Origin of the sequence: Streptomyces coeruleorubidus (assembly GCF_028885415.1) — a bacterium.
In the GTDB taxonomy this organism is placed as follows: Bacteria; Actinomycetota; Actinomycetes; order Streptomycetales; family Streptomycetaceae; genus Streptomyces; species Streptomyces coeruleorubidus_A.
Genome location: NZ_CP118527.1, coordinates 410938 through 426246 on the forward strand (window position 1 = coordinate 410938; position 15309 = coordinate 426246).

The window sequence follows — 15309 nt, forward strand, 5'->3', positions numbered from 1 at the left end:
ACTCACCCCGCCTGTTCGTCGGTGGGGAAGAGGTTGACGTCCTCGGGGTCCGCACTGATCCCGACCCGCTCGCCGGCCACGGGCCCGCGGCCGGCGGGGACCTCCAGGCGCAGCAGCGGCCCGTCACCACCGTCGATCCGGACCCCGGCGCGCACCAGCGTGCCGACGTAGGTGGCGTTCTCCACCGTGCCGGTACAGAACCCGTCGCCGGCGGCACAGGCCCGCAGCCGGCCGGGCTGGACGGCGACCTTGACCCGGGTGCCCGAGGCGAGGTCGTGATGGCGGGCCTTGATCAGGTCACCACTGTTGTCGAGACGGACCAGGGTGTGCTCGCCGTCGTGCTGCTCGATACGCCCGGGCAGGAAGTTCGCCGCGCCGAGGAAGTCCGCCACGAACGGCGTCCTCGGCCGCTCGAACAGCTCGCGGGGGTGTCGAACTGCTCGATCAGACCGTTGCGCATCACCGCGATACGGTCCGACATCACCAGCGCCTCTTCCTGATCGTGCGTCACATAGATGACGGTCAGGCCGAGTTCCTGCTGGATGGTCTTGATCTCCACCTGCAGCTGGTCACGCAGCTTCTTGTCCAGCGCGCCCAGCGGCTCGTCCATCAGGATGACCGGCGGCCGGTAGACCAGCGCCCGGCACAACGCCACACGCTGCTGCTGACCACCGGACAGCTCACGCGGCTTACGGCCCCCGAACCCGGACAGGCCCGCGATCTCCAGCGTCTCCCCGACACGCCGACGGATCTCGTCCTTCGGCACCCCGCGCAGCGTCAGCGGGAAAGCGACGTTCTCCGCGACAGTCATGTGCGGAACAGCAGGTACTGCTGGAAGACGAAACCGAGGCCCCGTTTTCTGCGGCGCCAGGCGGGTGACGTCACGGCCGCCGACGGTGATGGTGCCGGAGTCGGGTTCGCAGAACCCGGCGATCATCATCAGCGTCGTGGTCTTGCCCGACCCGGAGGAGCCGAGGAAGGTGACGAACTCCCCCGCGGCGATCTCCATCGACGCCTCGTCGACAGCGACCACGTCCCCGTACGTCTTACGCAGTGCCACCACCGACAGCGCCTTGCCGGTCGCCGTGGCCGACTTGACGCCGGCCACCTTCACCGACGGTGCCGCGATACCGAATTCAGCCACGAGCCCACTCCAACCAGCGCTTGGTGACGGCCGATTCGTTCTTCAGCCACCAGTCGACATCCGCATCGAAACCCTTGTCGTAGTACTTCGGCGCACCCGCCAGCGCGTTGCGCTCCTCCTCGGTGAGCTTGGCGTAAGCCACCGGAGACGACGGGTTCGACGGGAACGCCTTGGCCAGGGCGGCCTGGCTCTCGGCACGCAGCGCGAAGTCCATCAGCTGGTAGGCGTTGTCCGCGTTGGCCGCGCCCTTGGCGATCGCGTAGCCGGAGAACTGGCGGCGCATCCCGTTGAGCTGCCGTTCCACCGGGACGCCTTGCTTCTGCAGATCGGCGATTCTGCCGTCCCAGACGGTGGACATCGTCACTTCCTGGCGGCTGAGCAGCACACCGGGGAGCGGGCCGCTGTCCCAGAACTTCTTGATGTCGCCCCGCAGCCGGGTCAGCACCTTGAACGCGCGGTCCACATCCAGCGGGTACAGCTTGTCCATCGGAACGCCGTCGGCCAGCAGCGCGAACTCCAGCTCCGGCAGGTCACCGTCCGGGTGGACCATCGCCCGGGCGCCCTTGAACGCCTTGGTGTCCCAGAAGTCCGCCACGACTCCGGCTTCTTACCCCCGAACGCGTCCGTGCGGTACGCGATGCACTGACCGTAGAAGCTGTGGCCGACGGCGTGGTCGGTGATCTGGGCCTCGGGATCTTCGCGCTCTTCACGCTCTTGATCCGTCGAGGTCCAGCGCCTCCAGCGCGTCCTGCTTGACGTACTTGGTGTGCGACATCATCGAGTTGTTGATGAGGTCACACTGCGGCCGGCCCTGCTTGATCTGGGCCAACAGCGGGGCGTCGTCCAGGTTCAGCACCTTCACCTGGACACCGGTCTCCTGCGTGAACGGCGTGTAGATCGCCTTCTGCAGAGCCGCACCATAGGAACCGCCGCTGTCACGGACGACCACCGTCTTGCCGCCCTTGCCGCCGCTGCCGGCGCCGGACCGGCTGGAGCCGGTACCGCAGGCGGAGAGGGAGGGAAGAGCGGCGAGGGCGGCCAGGCCGCCTGCTCCGCGCAGGAGCGCTCTACGACCGATCTGGGCATCACTCATGGAATACTCCTCATCTGGGGACGCATGGGACCAGCTGTGCGGGGCTTTACCTCGCATGCGGGGGGATTGTTCAGGGCGGCGAACGCGGACAGAACATCGCCCGCTTGCCTTGCCGATCGCCGTTTGGGGCGCGTGTTCGCCGTGGATCGAAGTCCCCGACGACCTTGTCGCCGGAGCGACGTCGACCGGGTGACCGGGTGAGTGGCGGTGGGGAAACTGGAGCTGGCACAGGGGGTGACCAGCGGAGTGGGGGTGGTCCTCAGCAGAGCCGGAGCATGAGGGCTCTGGTGAGGGATGAAGCAGATCCTGGCCTGGGGCTGAGGGACGGGCCGAGCGGACCATCAGCCCCGGCGGCGTTGCTCAGCAGGTGGCTTCGCGTAAACCCTGAAGGCGATCGGGGCCGGGCATCGGCATCACGTCACGGTCACGTAGATCTTGCGCACGGTTTCGATGGTCTTCCAGACGCCGACGTAGCCCGGCTTCATGACGAAGCTGTCGCCGGCCTTGTAGATCACCGGCTCGCCGCCTTCGGGTGTGAGTTCGACGATGCCGGAGAGGATGTGGCAGAACTCGAAGGTCTCGCCCTTGGTCGAACGCATCTCGCCGGGCGTCGCTTCCCAGACGCCCGTATGGATCGACTCCCCACGGGCGACGTCCTGGGCCCAGGTCCGAAAAGCAGGGTCGCCGGAAATCAGGCGTTCCGGGAGCGGGCCGGACTCTCGCGGCGTGAAGGAGGGATTGGTGTCGATGGCCTTCAGGAGCGACATGTCTTTCCTTTTGGAGCTTGAGAAGTTGGTGGCCGCGGCCACGGTCGACGAGCTGCTGCAGAGCGGCATCTGACACACGCTCGTGGGCATGGCCCGTTCCCGATGTGCGGAGGCCGATACGAGGCATCGTGGCTGGTGCCGAGGTGGCCGGTGGCTCGAATACGGTTGTCGGCACGGGCGCAGTGAGGGTGACGCCGTTCAAGTGGGGCAGGCGAATGGGGCACGTGCTCGACGCTTGTTCGACATTTCATGCCGCAATCGGCGGACGCCCGAGGCAGAAGGAGCGACGGAGAACAGGTCGTTCAGCCCCTTGCTGGTGGTGATGCCCAGCAGGGTGTTCAGCCGGCGGTGTACCCGCCGTCGACGGTCAGGACCGATCCGGTCACGTACGACGACTCCCGCGAGGCGAAGAAGAGCACCGCGTCAGCGACCTCTTCAGGGTGGCGAGGCGTTGGAGCGGGATCGTGTTCTCGCGCTGACGGCGGTAGCCCTCGGGGTCAGGCCTGCGCTGGAACGCCGCTTCGATGATCGGTGTGGCGGTCAGACCCGGAGCGACGACGTTGACCCGGATGTTGCGCGGGGCCCATTCGATCGCGGCGCCCTTGGCGAGCATGATGAGGCCCCCTTGGCGGCGGAATACAGGACCTGCCCGGACATGCCGACCATGCCCAGCCGTGAACTGACGCAGACGAACGAGCCGCCGGTCTCGGCATCAGCGGGGCGAAGTGCTTCATCACCAGGAACGCGCTGAGCAGGTTGCTCTCGAGCACGTTCCTCGCGTCGTCGCAGGCCATCTCGGTGAGCGGACTGTCGGCCTGCAGGCCGTGGTTGAGGACGACGACGTCGACGGTGCCGAAGGTCTCTGCGGCCTGCTTGGCCAGGTGCTCGACGAACGTCTCGTCGTTGAGGTCTCCGGGAACGTATAGATCGTCGGGCTCGGCGCTGTCGAGCCGCTCCCTGCGGCCGGTGAGCAGCAGTCGCGCGCCCTCGCGGCGGAAGTGGGAACTCACCGCCTGCCCGATGCCACTGCTGGCGCCTGTCACCAGGGCCGTGACGTTCTTGAGTCTCATGTCAGGCACTCCTCATTACGGGGGAGGTCGGTCGGGGGTGGGGGCTTGGGGAGGACGGGGTCTCGTCCCGTGCCGGTCAGTTGAGGAATCCGCGGGCGTCGACCGGCCAGCGCTGCAGCGACGTGCCCGTGCTGTCGGTGACGATCAGTTCCTCGAAACGAGGACGACGGGGCATACATGGTTGGGCACCACCGGTACGACGCTTCCGACGCTGGGGCGGAAGTCGCCGTCCGGCAGCGGGAGGAATCCGTGGTACTCGTTGACCTTGGACAGGACCGCCTTCGTGCCGGCGATGCCGCCGTAGCCGATCTCGGGGCTGCCTTCTTTGCTGAGGGCCTTGTTGCCCACATCGACGATGACCTGGTCGGGGACCCAGTCACTGACCACGGTCCCGGCGACGAACAGCGCGATCTGGTCCTCCGCGCAAGCACCCAGCCGGGCGTTGTTCAGATCGCCGAAGACGTACTCGCCGGGACGGATCTCGGTGATCACGCTGCTGCTGGTGGAGAACTCGACGGTGGGCGTGGAGCCGGCGCTGACCACCTCCGCGGTGACCCCGACGCCTTCGAGGCTGCGTACCGCGGTGGTGAGCGCGGCTTCCTGGTCCTGCGCGGCACGCTGGCGAGCGTCGCGACCGGTGCAGCCGTGACCGGGATAGGTGAAGACGCCCGCCGGCACCAGACCGCGCTTGCGGGCGGCGAGTGCGAGGTCGCCCGCGAGCTCGGGCGGCGCACCGGAACGACGGGCGCCGCAGTCGACCTCGATCACGACCTGCAGGCGGTCCGGTTCGTCTCCCATCGCGTCGGCGAGGGCCTCGATCGCCGCGACGTTGTCGACGCCGACCCGCAGCCGGGTGGATTCGGCGAGCCGGCGGATCCGGGGCTTCTTCGATCCCGCGGCCCAGATCGGGTAGGCGAGGAAGATGTCGTCGAAGCCAGCCGCGGCGAAGACCTCGGCCTCACCTACGTTTCCCGCGGTGATCCCGACCGCGCCGGCCTCGATCTGGCGCCGCCCGATCTCCACGCACTTGTGTGTCTTGATGTGCGGCCTGACCTTGATGTTGTGCTGGTCGGCGAAGCCCTGCATGCGGTCGATGTTGCCCTGCATGACGTCGACCAGCACGATCGGCGCGGGGGTGTCGATCCGCTCGACCAGAGCGTCGAGTGCTCGTTGCAGCTGATTCACGCTGCCCTCCTTGTGGTTCTGCCTGGAACGATCGAGGGAAATGATCGAGGGGCGCGGGTGCTGACTCCCCTCGATGCCGAACGCGCGTGCCCCGCGATATCGCGCGCACTCGGGTAACACCGCCGTCGGGGCCGCCCTACGCAGCGGTGATGACCATCTGGATCTCGACCGGACTGTTGAGCGGCAGCCCGGCGACACCGATCGCGGTGCGGGCGTGCCGTCCGTTCTCGCCCAGTACCTCGATGAGCAGTTCACTGGCCGCGTTGGCGACCTGCGACTGCTCACCGAAGTCCGGCGTACTGGCCACGAGGACCAGCATCTGCACGATCCGGACCCGGTCCAGATCGCCCACCGCCTGCACAGCGGCGGCGAGGCAGTTCAGCACGGCATCGTGCGCGCATGACCGCGCCGTCTCGAGGTCGATGTCCCTGCCGACAGTGCCCTGCCCAGCAGCCAACCGTCCCGGTAAGGCAGCTGGCCCGAAATGTAGATGCTGGAGCCCTCCGTCCGGTAATGCACGTAGTACGGGTTCTCCGGAGCTCGGGAAGGGCCAGCCGCAGGGCCTGAAGCCGATCGGAAGCCGAGTCGGTGTTCGCTGCCGAAGTCTCATGACTCTTGATCATCTGTACTCGGCTCTCCTCTCGAGTAGCGGCGGCGACAAAACCCTTATGGTGGCCTAAAACCGTCAACCTATTGTCGTTTGTCGACCATATGGCTGTCCGTCGAGCACTGTCAATACGAACTTCAACCTCGAACGCGGCCGCGGAAACAGTTCGAGAGTGCGATGTGGCGGTTCAGGGCAAGCACGCAGCGGCCGTTCAGGCAAGTGCGTAGCGGCCGTTCAGGGAAGCGCCTGCGGCGTGAGACGCCAGGCGGGTTCGGGACTGACCGAGTACCTACGGGCACTCGCGGGCCGGGAGGAACGCCGGCCCCATCACCGTGCCGGGACGACCGCTGGCGAGGACATCATGGATACTCTGCCGTCCACGGTCGCGCCTCCAGCACGGCGCACCCACCGTGGCCGCAACTGAGGCCCGGACGCCGTACCAGTGTGCGGGACGGCATCCGGGCAGGCCAAGAACGGGGCGCCCGGACGGGCAGCGCGCGTTCGGCGACCGATGATGCGGTGCGACAAGCGCACCATGCGGGTCAGTGCGCGGTCTCGGCCATGTCTCAGGTGTGGCAGACACCCTGCGCGCCGGGATGCGGCCGTACGCAGCACCCATGCCGATCTGGCGGGTGACCTGCACCTGCCGTACGCGGGCGTGGTTCTCACAGGCGGCCAAGCCGCAGCGCGAGCACACACCGATGTCGATGGTGTCGCTGCGCGCCTCCTGGAGACAGTCGTAGCACCTCATGCTCGACTCCGATTTCAGCAGGGCCAGGTGCGGCACCCCATGAACCAACCCACCCAGGCCACGCACACCTGCTCAAGGAGCTTGAAAGTAATCTCCAGTTTAGACTTTGTCCAGACTGAGATTCGATCGATCACGATCGCATGGTCAGTGCGCGATGAGTGAAGCTCCTTGATCCTCTTGCCCCTTGACCCGCTGACCCGCCTGACCCGCCTGACCCGCTTGACCCTCTTGATTCGCCCGACCTGACTACCAGGCAGCGCTTGCCGTTCAACGGCACAGCGAACGCGGCCCGCGTCCCGAGCCTCGCGACACCGCGCTCCGGGGAGTCGCCCGCAGATACGTCGGCAACCTCGGCACGACGCGGACGGCGCCGCCGGAATGCATGCCGATCAACGGTTACGCCTGCGCCTCACCAGCCACGACCGGCCACGGCTGCCCCACCCGAACGGAGTCGGCGACATCGGCGCATTGCCTGGTCGCGGTGCGCGGCGGGTCCGTCACCGTGCGCGCGGCAGTTGCCGGACGGAAGCCGACCGATCGCGCAGCCACGACAGGAGGCACCCAGGACTCGACGCAGCCGCTCGATCCGGCATGCGCCCGCCGGCGGACCCTTCATCGATGCCCTGCCCGTGGTCGCACACCTCGATCACCGAACGCAGCGGAGTCGACGCCGTGGCGAGCGGGCTTGGATGTTTCACGCAGGCGGCATGGACTCAGACATGCCGGGACGCGGGCTCCCCCGGATCTCCCGTCTCGGCCCCAGCCCCATGGGGAAATGGGCAGCCAGTTCCTGGCGGAACGCGTCGGTGTCGCCGCCCAGGGCAACGGCGGCAACCTCTCGTGCTCGACGACCAGCTGCTGCGGGTCGTCGCTGTAGGTGCGGTGGTCGACGCTGAGGTGGAGGCGCAGCTTGGTCTCCCAACCGTTCCAGAGACTCTGCAGGACGCCGTGCCCGAGAGATCGTAGAAGAGCCTGTGGAATCGAAGGTGCGCGTCGATGCTGGCCGGGATGTCGTCCTTCTCCATCGCCCGGCGGAGATCCTCGACGGTCTGCAGCAACTGGGGCCGCTCAGGACGCGCAGCGCTTCGGCCGAGAGCTCAGCGGCGTACGGCTCGACACGCAGCCGGACCGAGTCGATCTCGGCGACCTCCCGAGCGCTCACCTCCACGACGAACGCCCCACGGTAGGGGATCTTCACGACGAGGCCTTCCTCCTCCAGCTTGGTCAGCGCCTCGCGCAGCGGGGACCGGCTGATGCCGAGATCCGCGGCGATGTGCGCCTCGCGCAGCTGGCCACCAGGAGGCACGGTCCCATCGAGGATGGCGGCTCGCAGTGTGCGGTAAACGCCTTCAGGCGTCGTCGTCCGCTGCTCCTGCCACTCGAACTTGTGGTCCACCCCGTGGCCCTCCCTCAGTGATTGCCGACCGCTTGGTCGTTTGTCGACTATACCTCCGCCGGTCACATCGACGTCATCGAGTTGGCTGCGCCGGTGGATCACCTCATGCGCACAGAAGGGGGTCGGCCGCCCTGCCCAAGGCGCGCCTCTAGCACTGTTGACAGCTCAGCATATTTGGTCGACAATCGACCAGGACGGATGGTCGACAATCGACCACAGCGTCAGACTGCTCCACTTAAACACACAGGAGGACCAGTGGCATTCGACATCAAGCCCAAGTTCGCGACGTTCGACATGAACGGAACACTGATCAAGTTCAGCATCAACGACACTATGCGCGAGATCCTGGGCGACCGGCTGCCGGCCGAGGTCGCCGATGAGTACCTGCGGATTGCAAGGCGTACCGGATCGACGAGTGCACGGGCTCGTACCAGCCGTTCCACCAGGTCGTCGCGCGCTCCATGGAGCGCGCCTCGCGCAGCGTCGGTATCGAGTACCGCGAGGACGAGGCGCGGGCGGTATACGAGCGCATCCCCACCTGGGGCCCGTACCCCGGTGTCACCGAGGCACTGAACCGCCTGGCCGAGGAAGTCCCGCTGGTCATCATCACCAACAGCGACACCGCCCATGCCGTGCGCCTCGCGGAGAACCTCAAGGCCCCGTTCGAGGTCGTCATCAGCGCCGAGGAGATGGGCGTCTACAAGCCGCGACTCCGCGCCTTCGAGTACATGTTTGACAAGCTCAGCGTGACACCCGACGAGATCGTCCACGTCTCCGCGAGCCCGATGTACGACCACCGCTCCGCGGCCATCATGGGCATCGAGAACAAGGTGTACGTCGACCGCGGCTTCGAGCACGATGAGCAATGGCTCGGCTACGAGCGGATCACCGACATCGCCGATCTCCCGGTCCTCTTCGGCCTGCCGCGCCCCTGACGCCCGAGCGGAGAACTGGAGAACTCGAGAACAGGAGAACTGAGAAAATGGTCCACAGCAAGGCGGTGGCGGCATGAGTCTGCCCCTGCCTCAGACCGTCAAGGGCGACTCGGCTTCGGAAAGGCTCCAGAACATCGGACTGGAGCTGCCCGACCTTCCCGGCAACGCATACTTCGTGCACCACCGGGCGGTGGACTCCAGCATCCACATTTCCGGCCAACTCCCTTACCAGGACGGTAAGTTGCTGGGTCAGGGCGTTGTCGGCCGGAACGTGGAGCTGGAGACCGCGAAGGAGCTCGCGCGCCATGCCGTGCTGAACTGCCTCGCAGCCGCCGTTCAGGCGGTGGGCGATCTGGACCGGGTCCGGATCGTGCAGATGCTGGTCTTCGTGGCCAGTACGCCGGACTTCGGTGAGCAGTCGCAGGTCGCCAACGCGGCCAGTGAACTGCTCATCGAGGTACTGGGCGAGAACGGACGGCACGCCCGCACCGCGATCGGTGTCGCCGGGCTGCCGCTCAACAGTCCGGTCGAGATCCAGATGATCTGCACCGCGGTGTAGCGGCGCGTACCGAAGCGCCGATGGTGCCGGTCGACATGATGCGGGAACCATCGGCCGTGTGCAGGACTTCGGCGCCGAGCACAGTTTCGACTCCAAGCCATACGTCACAACGCACATATCAAGGCCTCCCTCCAGCGCAGGTCAGCGGCCCCGAGGCCCCATCCGCGGGCGTGGGGGGCCTCGGGGCCGGCGCCGGCACCCGCTCAGGCACCTCGCCACTCCCCCGAGGAGGTCGCCGCCGCCGTCTTCTTCCGTCGTCGTCTGAGTCCTCGTACATCACCGGGGCAACCCGCCCCGTCGACGGCGGCCACACCGCCTTCCAGCACCGGCCCACACGGTTCCCAGACACAGAAGAAGGACACGACATGAACGCGCTTGCGGCACCACCCCGAAACGGAGAGCTCGGCTTCTGGGTGGCCCAACTGGCCGACAAGAAGCCCTCGTTCCCCCGTTTCACCGGCCAGGACTCCGTCGACGTGGCCATTGTCGGCGGCGGCTACACCGGCCTGTGGGCGGCCTACTTTGCCAAGAAGCTCGAACCGTCGCTCTCCGTCGCCGTCTTCGAGGCCGAGCAGGTGGGCTACGGCGCGTCGGGGCGCAATGGTGGCTGGCTCTCGGCCATGCCGCCGGGAAACCGTGCCACCTTCGCCCGCGCCGGCGGAGGGCTGGAGGCGAGCCGGGCGCTGCAGCAGGAGTTCGTCGCCGGCGTCGACGCGGTCCTGGACATCCTTGAGGCCGAGGGGATCGATGCCGATCAGCACAAGGGCGGAGCGCTCGTCGCCGCCCACACGCGGGCGGGGCTGGGCCGGCTTGTCACCCGGCGTGATGCCGAACTGAAGTACGGGCTGACCGACGACGAAGTCCACCTGCTCGACCGGGACGAGTTCCAGTCCCGGATCAACATCTCCACCGTCCACGGCGGACTCTTCTACAAGCACTGCGCGCGGATCCACCCCGCGAAACTCGTCTACGGCCTCGCCGACACCCTGACCTCCATGGGCGTCAGGATCTACGAGAGCAGCCGCGTGGACCGTGTCGAGGGCAAGACCCTCACCCTGGCCGACGGGCGTGTCACCGCGGCGAAGACGTTCATCTGCACCGAAGGCTATTCGGGACAGCTGCTGGGCCGCCGGAGCCTGATCCCGGTCAATTCCTCGATGATCGTGACCAAGCCCCTGCCGGAGGAGGCGTGGCAGCAGATCGGCTGGGACGGGCCCCAGTGCCTCAACGACTCCGCTCACACGTTCATCTACTCCCAGCGGACGTCGGACGGCCGTATCGCCATGGGGGGCCGTGGTGTCCCCTACCGCTTCGGGTCCGGCACGGGGGGAGCCGGTGCGACCGCCCAGTCCACCATCGACCTGATCTCGCACAAGCTCAGTACCTTCTTCCCGGGCATCCCCTTCGAGGTGGATCACGCCTGGTCGGGAGTCCTGGGCGTCACGCGCGACTGGAACGGCGGCGTGCACTGGGACCCGGCATCCGGGATCGGATCGTCCACCGGCTACGCGGGACACGGTGTCACGGCGGCCTATGTCGGCGGCAGGACTCTCATGGAGCTCGCCTTCGAGAAGGAAACCGAACGGACCACGCTTCCCTGGGTGGGCTACCGGGCGCCGAAGTGGGAACCGGAGCCCATCCGCTGGCTGGGTGTTCATGCCATGTACCGGCTCTTCGGTATCGCGGACCAGTGGGAAGAGCGCAGGGGCTCCAGCAAGACCTCACTCCTGGCCCGATTCGGCAGCCGCCTCGCCGGACTTCACGAGTAGACGAAAAGGAAACTGCTCTCATGGACGCAACACTCGCCGTCATCGGCCTGGGCAGCATCGGGAGCATGGCCCTGTGGCAGGCCTCCCGGCTGACCGACTCGGTGGTGGGCTTCGAGGCAGCCACCCCTGCCCACGGCCGCAGTGCCGTGGGCGGGGACACCCGCCTGTTCCGCATGATCTACCTCGGCAGGCCCGAGTACTACCCCATCGTCGAACGCTCCCGCAGCCTCTGGGCCGAGCTCGAAGCCGAAACCGGGCAGCAGGACATCCTCACGCCTACGGGGCCCTGTCCATCGGGACAGCGAACGGCATCTACATCAACAGCCTCCTCGAGGCAACGCGCATCACCGGAGCCGAGCACTACGTCCTCAGCCGGGAGGAGTTGGCCGAACGCTACCCGCAACACAATCTCCGCCCCGACGACTGCGCCGTCTACGACCCCCACGGCGGCATTCTGCGCACCGACCGCGCCGTCAGCGCTGCCGTCGCGGCGGCCCAGGCAGGCGGCGCCACCGTCCTGCAGAACACACCCGTGGACAGCATCACCGAAACCGACCACGGCGTGGTCGTCACCTCGGGCGACAGAACCTGGACGTTCGAGAAGGTCATCGTCGCCTCGGGCGGCTGGTCCCGAAGGCTCATGCCCGACCACCTCAAGGCCGTCACGGAAACCCATCGGATCGTCCTGACCTGGTTCATCGCCCAGGACGGTACGCAGTTCTCGCCGGAGAACTTCCCCGCCTTCAGCCGGTGGTACGAGGATCGCTCCATGTACGGCGCACCCGCCGTCGACGGCGTGACGGTCAAGGCATCGGTGGACGGACCGCTGGCCGGGCGCGCAAGGGCAACCCCGACCCGGACGCCGTTCCCAGGGAACTCACCCGGGAAGAAACCGAAAAGGTCACCGAGATCGTCACCGAGTTCTTCCCCGGCCTGATCCCCACCATCGCGCGCTCCGACGCCTTCCCCGACCTCTTTACCGAGGACAGGCATCCCCTCGTAGGCTGGCTGAACGAGAACAGCAGGATCTACTGCGCCACCGGATTCTCCGGAAAGGGCTTCAAAATGGCCACCGGCTACGGCCACATCGCCGCACACGAGGCGCTCGGCAAACAGACCATCGAAGGCCTGGACTTCGTGCGTCCGGACCGGTTCAGGACCAGGTAGCCGCCCACTCCGGCCGCCTCGGCGCAGTGGCCTCGGTATCGCCATTCGGCTGACGGTTATTGCGGGACTCATCTCTTGATGTCCCGCAACGATGCCGAGAACCAGCCGTATGCCGAGCGCGCCCCCTGGGCCGTCCTCGCCCCGGCCGCCGTCCTGGGCCCCGCTCGCGGCGCTCGAAGACATATACGAAGCGTCTACTCAACGACGGCGGCATCTCCCCGAATCTCGCAGTGGCCACGTCCACTCGTGCACCTGGTTTCCGCGTGCGCGGCAGATTCCGCGACTCTCCGTACTCCTACCAGTTCACCGTCGATGAAGTCCCACCGTACCTTCCTCTCGACTGGTTCTCGGACCACTTCACCGACCTCAGAACGCAACTCCCCGATGCCACGTACCGCGACGACCGTCTTCTCCGCCGCGGAGCGTCGCTCCTCCTCGCCGAACTGGTCACCGGGCTCACGTGGCCGGAGTGCGCGGAAGCGTTGGACGTCGGCAACGGCGTGGGGAGATACACGCTCAACGCACTGGGCCGCCGACTCACCGAGAACCGACTGGGGCCGGCCTTCACCCGAGCCGTCGATCAAGTCGCCGAGCGACTCGTCGCCTCGGCCCATCGGACCAACTATGCCAACCGACGCCGCAGAATGGCACGTTGGAGCATGGGCGACACCCACTGGTCCCGCGTCTTCGAAGAGCTGCCTGGGCTCGCGCGCATGCGTGCCACGGCAGATCACCGCATCGCCTCGATCATCGTGTGGAGCGACGTCACACGGGCCGAACACCCGCGATGCCCCATCGTCAGGAAGGAGCGCGGCAGAGGAAACGCCCGACTGCTCACCTTTCGCACCAGCGCACTCCACGAAGCCGACGTCGGCCGCGGCGAACGATTCCGCCTGCGCCAACGCCTCAGCCTCTACGCGACGCAACTCGCGGCAGCCTGCGACCAGAATGTGCCCCTGTGCGTCTCCGTACGCGCGATCGTCGCGGAAGAGACCCGTACTCGCCTCACGGCCCAGTTGCGCTGGCCCTGAGGAATTAGCAGGTCAGCGGGTCTAGGACGCCAACATGCCAAGCCCATCGCACGTCAGGCCAAGCGCTCCGTTCAGTGCCAGCTATCCCTCTTTTGTGCCAACTAAAAATCCTCGTCACAATCGGTCAGCGCCGGACCCGCTCCATCCCCAGCCCGATCCAGGAGATGATCTCCCGCTGGATCTCGTTGTTGCCGCCGCCGAAGGTGAAGATGACCGCCGAACGGTAGCCGCGTTCCAGCTCGCCGTGCAGGACCGCGCCCGCCGAGCCCTCCTTCAGAGTGCCGGGGGCGGCGACGACCTCCATGAGCCAGGCGTAGGCGTCGCGCCGGGCCTCGGAGCCGTACACCTTGACGGCGGAGGCGTCCTGCGGGGTGAGGGTGCCGTCCTGGACGGCACCGACCATCCGCCAGTTGAGCAACTTCAGCGCTTCCAGGCGGGCGTGGGTCCGGGCCAGGAGGCGGCGGACCCAGGGCAGGTCGGCGACGCGGCGGCCGTCGGCGAGCTTGGTCTCCATCGCCCAGCGCTGCACGTCGTGCAGGGCGCGGATCGCCATGGTGCCGTGGGCGGCCAGCGTCACGCGTTCGTGGTTGAGCTGGTTGGTGATCAGCCGCCAGCCCTGGTTCTCGGCGCCGACCCGGTGGGAGACGGGGACGCGGACGTTCTCGTAGTAGCTGGCCGTGGTGTCGTGCGAGGCGAGGGTGTTGATGAGGGTGCAGGAGTAGCCGGGGTCGGTGGTCGGCACCAGGAGCATGGTGATGCCCTTGTGCGGCGGGGCGGCGGGATCCGTACGGACCGCCAGCCACACCCAGTCCGCCGTGTCGCCGTTGGTCGTCCAGATCTTCTGGCCGTTGACGACGTACTCGTCGCCGTCCCGGACCGCACGGGTCCGCAGTGCGGCGAGGTCGGTGCCCGCGCCGGGCTCGCTGTAGCCGATGGCGAGGTCGATCTCGCCGGAGAGGATCCTCGGCAGGAAGTACGCCTTCTGCTCGTCGGTGCCGTACTGCATGATCGTCGGGCCGACGGTGTTCAGCGCCATGAGCGGCAGCGGGACGCCGGCCTGGGCGGCCTCGTCGAAGAAGATGAACTGCTCCATCGCGCTCAGGCCGCGCCCGCCGTACTCCTTCGGCCAGCCGACGCCGAGCCAGCCGTCCGCGCCGAGCCGCCGGATGGTCTCGCGGTAGAACCGCTTCCGGGTGGCCGGGTCGCCGTGCCGGGCGTACGCGTGGTCCGGGACCAGTTCGGCGAAGTAGGCGCGCAGTTCGGTGCGCAGCCGCTGCTGCTCGGGCGTGTATTCGAGGTGCACGGCGCCTCCAGGCTCCCAAGGCCGGTCCTGTCGGCGCACACCGTAGAACGTGTTACAGAAATTGGGAATGGCGAGTGACGGGGAACGGCCTCCTCAGTTCAGCGTGGCGAGGAAGTCCGTGCACGCCCGTGCGCACGCACGGCACGCCGCCGCCGAGTCCTCCGCACCCGGCTGCCGGTCGAAGACGTGCGCGGCCTCCAGGCACACGGTGCGGCACCACTCCACCTGGACGCGGATGGTGCTCTCGTCCACCTGGTTCTGCTCGGACAGCACACGGCAGGTCGCGTCGCAGACCTCCGCGCACATGATGCCCTTGCGTCGTACGAGTTCCTGGTTCTCGGTGCCGTCGGGATCCACGAGGCTCGCGCGCAACGCGCACGCCCGGGCGCACTCGGTGCACGCCTGGGCACAGGCGAAGCGGTCCTCCAGGAACCGGAACAGCTCCTGCTGGGATGTCGTCACACCGCGCGGGTAGCCCCGCCGATGCCGGTCAAACCCGGTGCTGCCAAGGGTTTCGTACGGTTTTCCGGCC

The 15309-nt window shown here is 67.4% G+C and carries 13 protein-coding genes and 4 pseudogenes; 5 read left to right on the plus strand and 12 right to left on the minus strand.

Annotated features, from left to right (window positions below; all coding sequences use genetic code 11):
* Positions 1-2: 2 nt before the first annotated feature.
* The 10 genes and pseudogenes from PV963_RS02035 to PV963_RS43495 form a co-directional block, all read right to left on the minus strand.
* The gene (locus tag PV963_RS02035; RefSeq protein WP_274813869.1) at positions 3-392 is read right to left on the minus strand and encodes a TOBE domain-containing protein; all 390 of its coding nucleotides are present in this window, start codon (positions 390-392) and stop codon (positions 3-5) included.
* Positions 293-1144 carry an ABC transporter ATP-binding protein gene (locus PV963_RS02040; RefSeq protein ID WP_274813870.1) on the minus strand — a complete coding sequence of 284 codons (852 nt, stop codon included), beginning with the start codon at positions 1142-1144 and terminating at the stop codon, positions 293-295. The genes PV963_RS02035 and PV963_RS02040 overlap by 100 nt, the downstream gene beginning before the upstream one ends.
* A pseudogene (locus PV963_RS43860) lies at positions 1137-2237 on the minus strand (ABC transporter substrate-binding protein). Before PV963_RS43860 ends, PV963_RS02040 begins: the two are co-directional and overlap by 8 nt.
* Positions 2238-2650: 413 nt before the next feature.
* Positions 2651-3004: a cupin domain-containing protein gene (locus tag PV963_RS02055; protein WP_274813873.1), complete on the minus strand. Its 354-nt coding sequence runs from the start codon at positions 3002-3004 to the stop codon at positions 2651-2653.
* A 338-nt stretch (positions 3005-3342) separates the two neighbouring features.
* A pseudogene (locus tag PV963_RS02060) lies at positions 3343-3617 on the minus strand (SDR family NAD(P)-dependent oxidoreductase).
* On the minus strand, positions 3502-4074 hold the full coding sequence (locus PV963_RS02065; RefSeq protein WP_274813874.1) for an SDR family NAD(P)-dependent oxidoreductase: 573 nt from the start codon (positions 4072-4074) through the stop codon (positions 3502-3504). Before PV963_RS02065 ends, PV963_RS02060 begins: the two are co-directional and overlap by 116 nt.
* A 144-nt stretch (positions 4075-4218) precedes the next feature.
* A complete protein-coding gene (locus tag PV963_RS02070; RefSeq protein ID WP_274813875.1) occupies positions 4219-5259 on the minus strand; it encodes an alanine racemase in 1041 nt (346 codons plus the stop codon).
* Between the two features lie 136 nt (positions 5260-5395).
* Positions 5396-5869, minus strand: coding sequence for a RidA family protein (locus tag PV963_RS43865; RefSeq protein WP_425540866.1), 474 nt, complete (start codon positions 5867-5869; stop codon positions 5396-5398).
* Positions 5870-6155: 286 nt separating this feature from the next.
* Positions 6156-6617, minus strand: coding sequence for a DUF2180 family protein (locus PV963_RS43870; protein ID WP_425541008.1), 462 nt, complete (start codon positions 6615-6617; stop codon positions 6156-6158).
* Positions 6618-7845: 1228 nt separating this feature from the next.
* A pseudogene (locus tag PV963_RS43495) lies at positions 7846-8115 on the minus strand (GntR family transcriptional regulator); the annotation flags it as partial.
* Positions 8116-8474: 359 nt separating this feature from the next.
* Between PV963_RS43495 and PV963_RS02090 the strand changes: the two are divergent.
* The 5 genes and pseudogenes from PV963_RS02090 (at position 8475) to PV963_RS02115 (ending at position 13474) form a co-directional block, all read left to right on the plus strand.
* Positions 8475-8948, plus strand: a complete 474-nt coding sequence (locus PV963_RS02090) for an HAD-IA family hydrolase (RefSeq protein WP_274813878.1) — start codon at positions 8475-8477, stop codon at positions 8946-8948.
* A gap of 73 nt (positions 8949-9021) precedes the next feature.
* On the plus strand, positions 9022-9507 hold the full coding sequence (locus PV963_RS02095) for a RidA family protein (protein ID WP_274813879.1): 486 nt from the start codon (positions 9022-9024) through the stop codon (positions 9505-9507).
* A 365-nt stretch (positions 9508-9872) separates the two neighbouring features.
* The gene (locus PV963_RS02100; protein WP_274813880.1) at positions 9873-11276 is read left to right on the plus strand and encodes an NAD(P)/FAD-dependent oxidoreductase; all 1404 of its coding nucleotides are present in this window, start codon (positions 9873-9875) and stop codon (positions 11274-11276) included.
* Positions 11164-12314, plus strand: a pseudogene (locus PV963_RS43875) (FAD-dependent oxidoreductase); the annotation flags it as partial. The gene PV963_RS02100 and the pseudogene PV963_RS43875, both read left to right, overlap by 113 nt.
* 392 nt (positions 12315-12706) lie before the next feature.
* Positions 12707-13474, plus strand: a complete 768-nt coding sequence (locus PV963_RS02115) for a hypothetical protein (protein WP_274813882.1) — start codon at positions 12707-12709, stop codon at positions 13472-13474.
* 124 nt (positions 13475-13598) lie between these two features.
* On the opposite strand, the gene PV963_RS02120 is transcribed toward PV963_RS02115, so the two are convergent.
* Positions 13599-14777: an acyl-CoA dehydrogenase family protein gene (locus PV963_RS02120; RefSeq protein ID WP_274813883.1), complete on the minus strand. Its 1179-nt coding sequence runs from the start codon at positions 14775-14777 to the stop codon at positions 13599-13601.
* Positions 14778-14870: 93 nt separating this feature from the next.
* Positions 14871-15239: a ferredoxin gene (locus PV963_RS02125; RefSeq protein WP_274813884.1), complete on the minus strand. Its 369-nt coding sequence runs from the start codon at positions 15237-15239 to the stop codon at positions 14871-14873.
* Between the last annotated feature and the right edge of the window lie 70 nt (positions 15240-15309).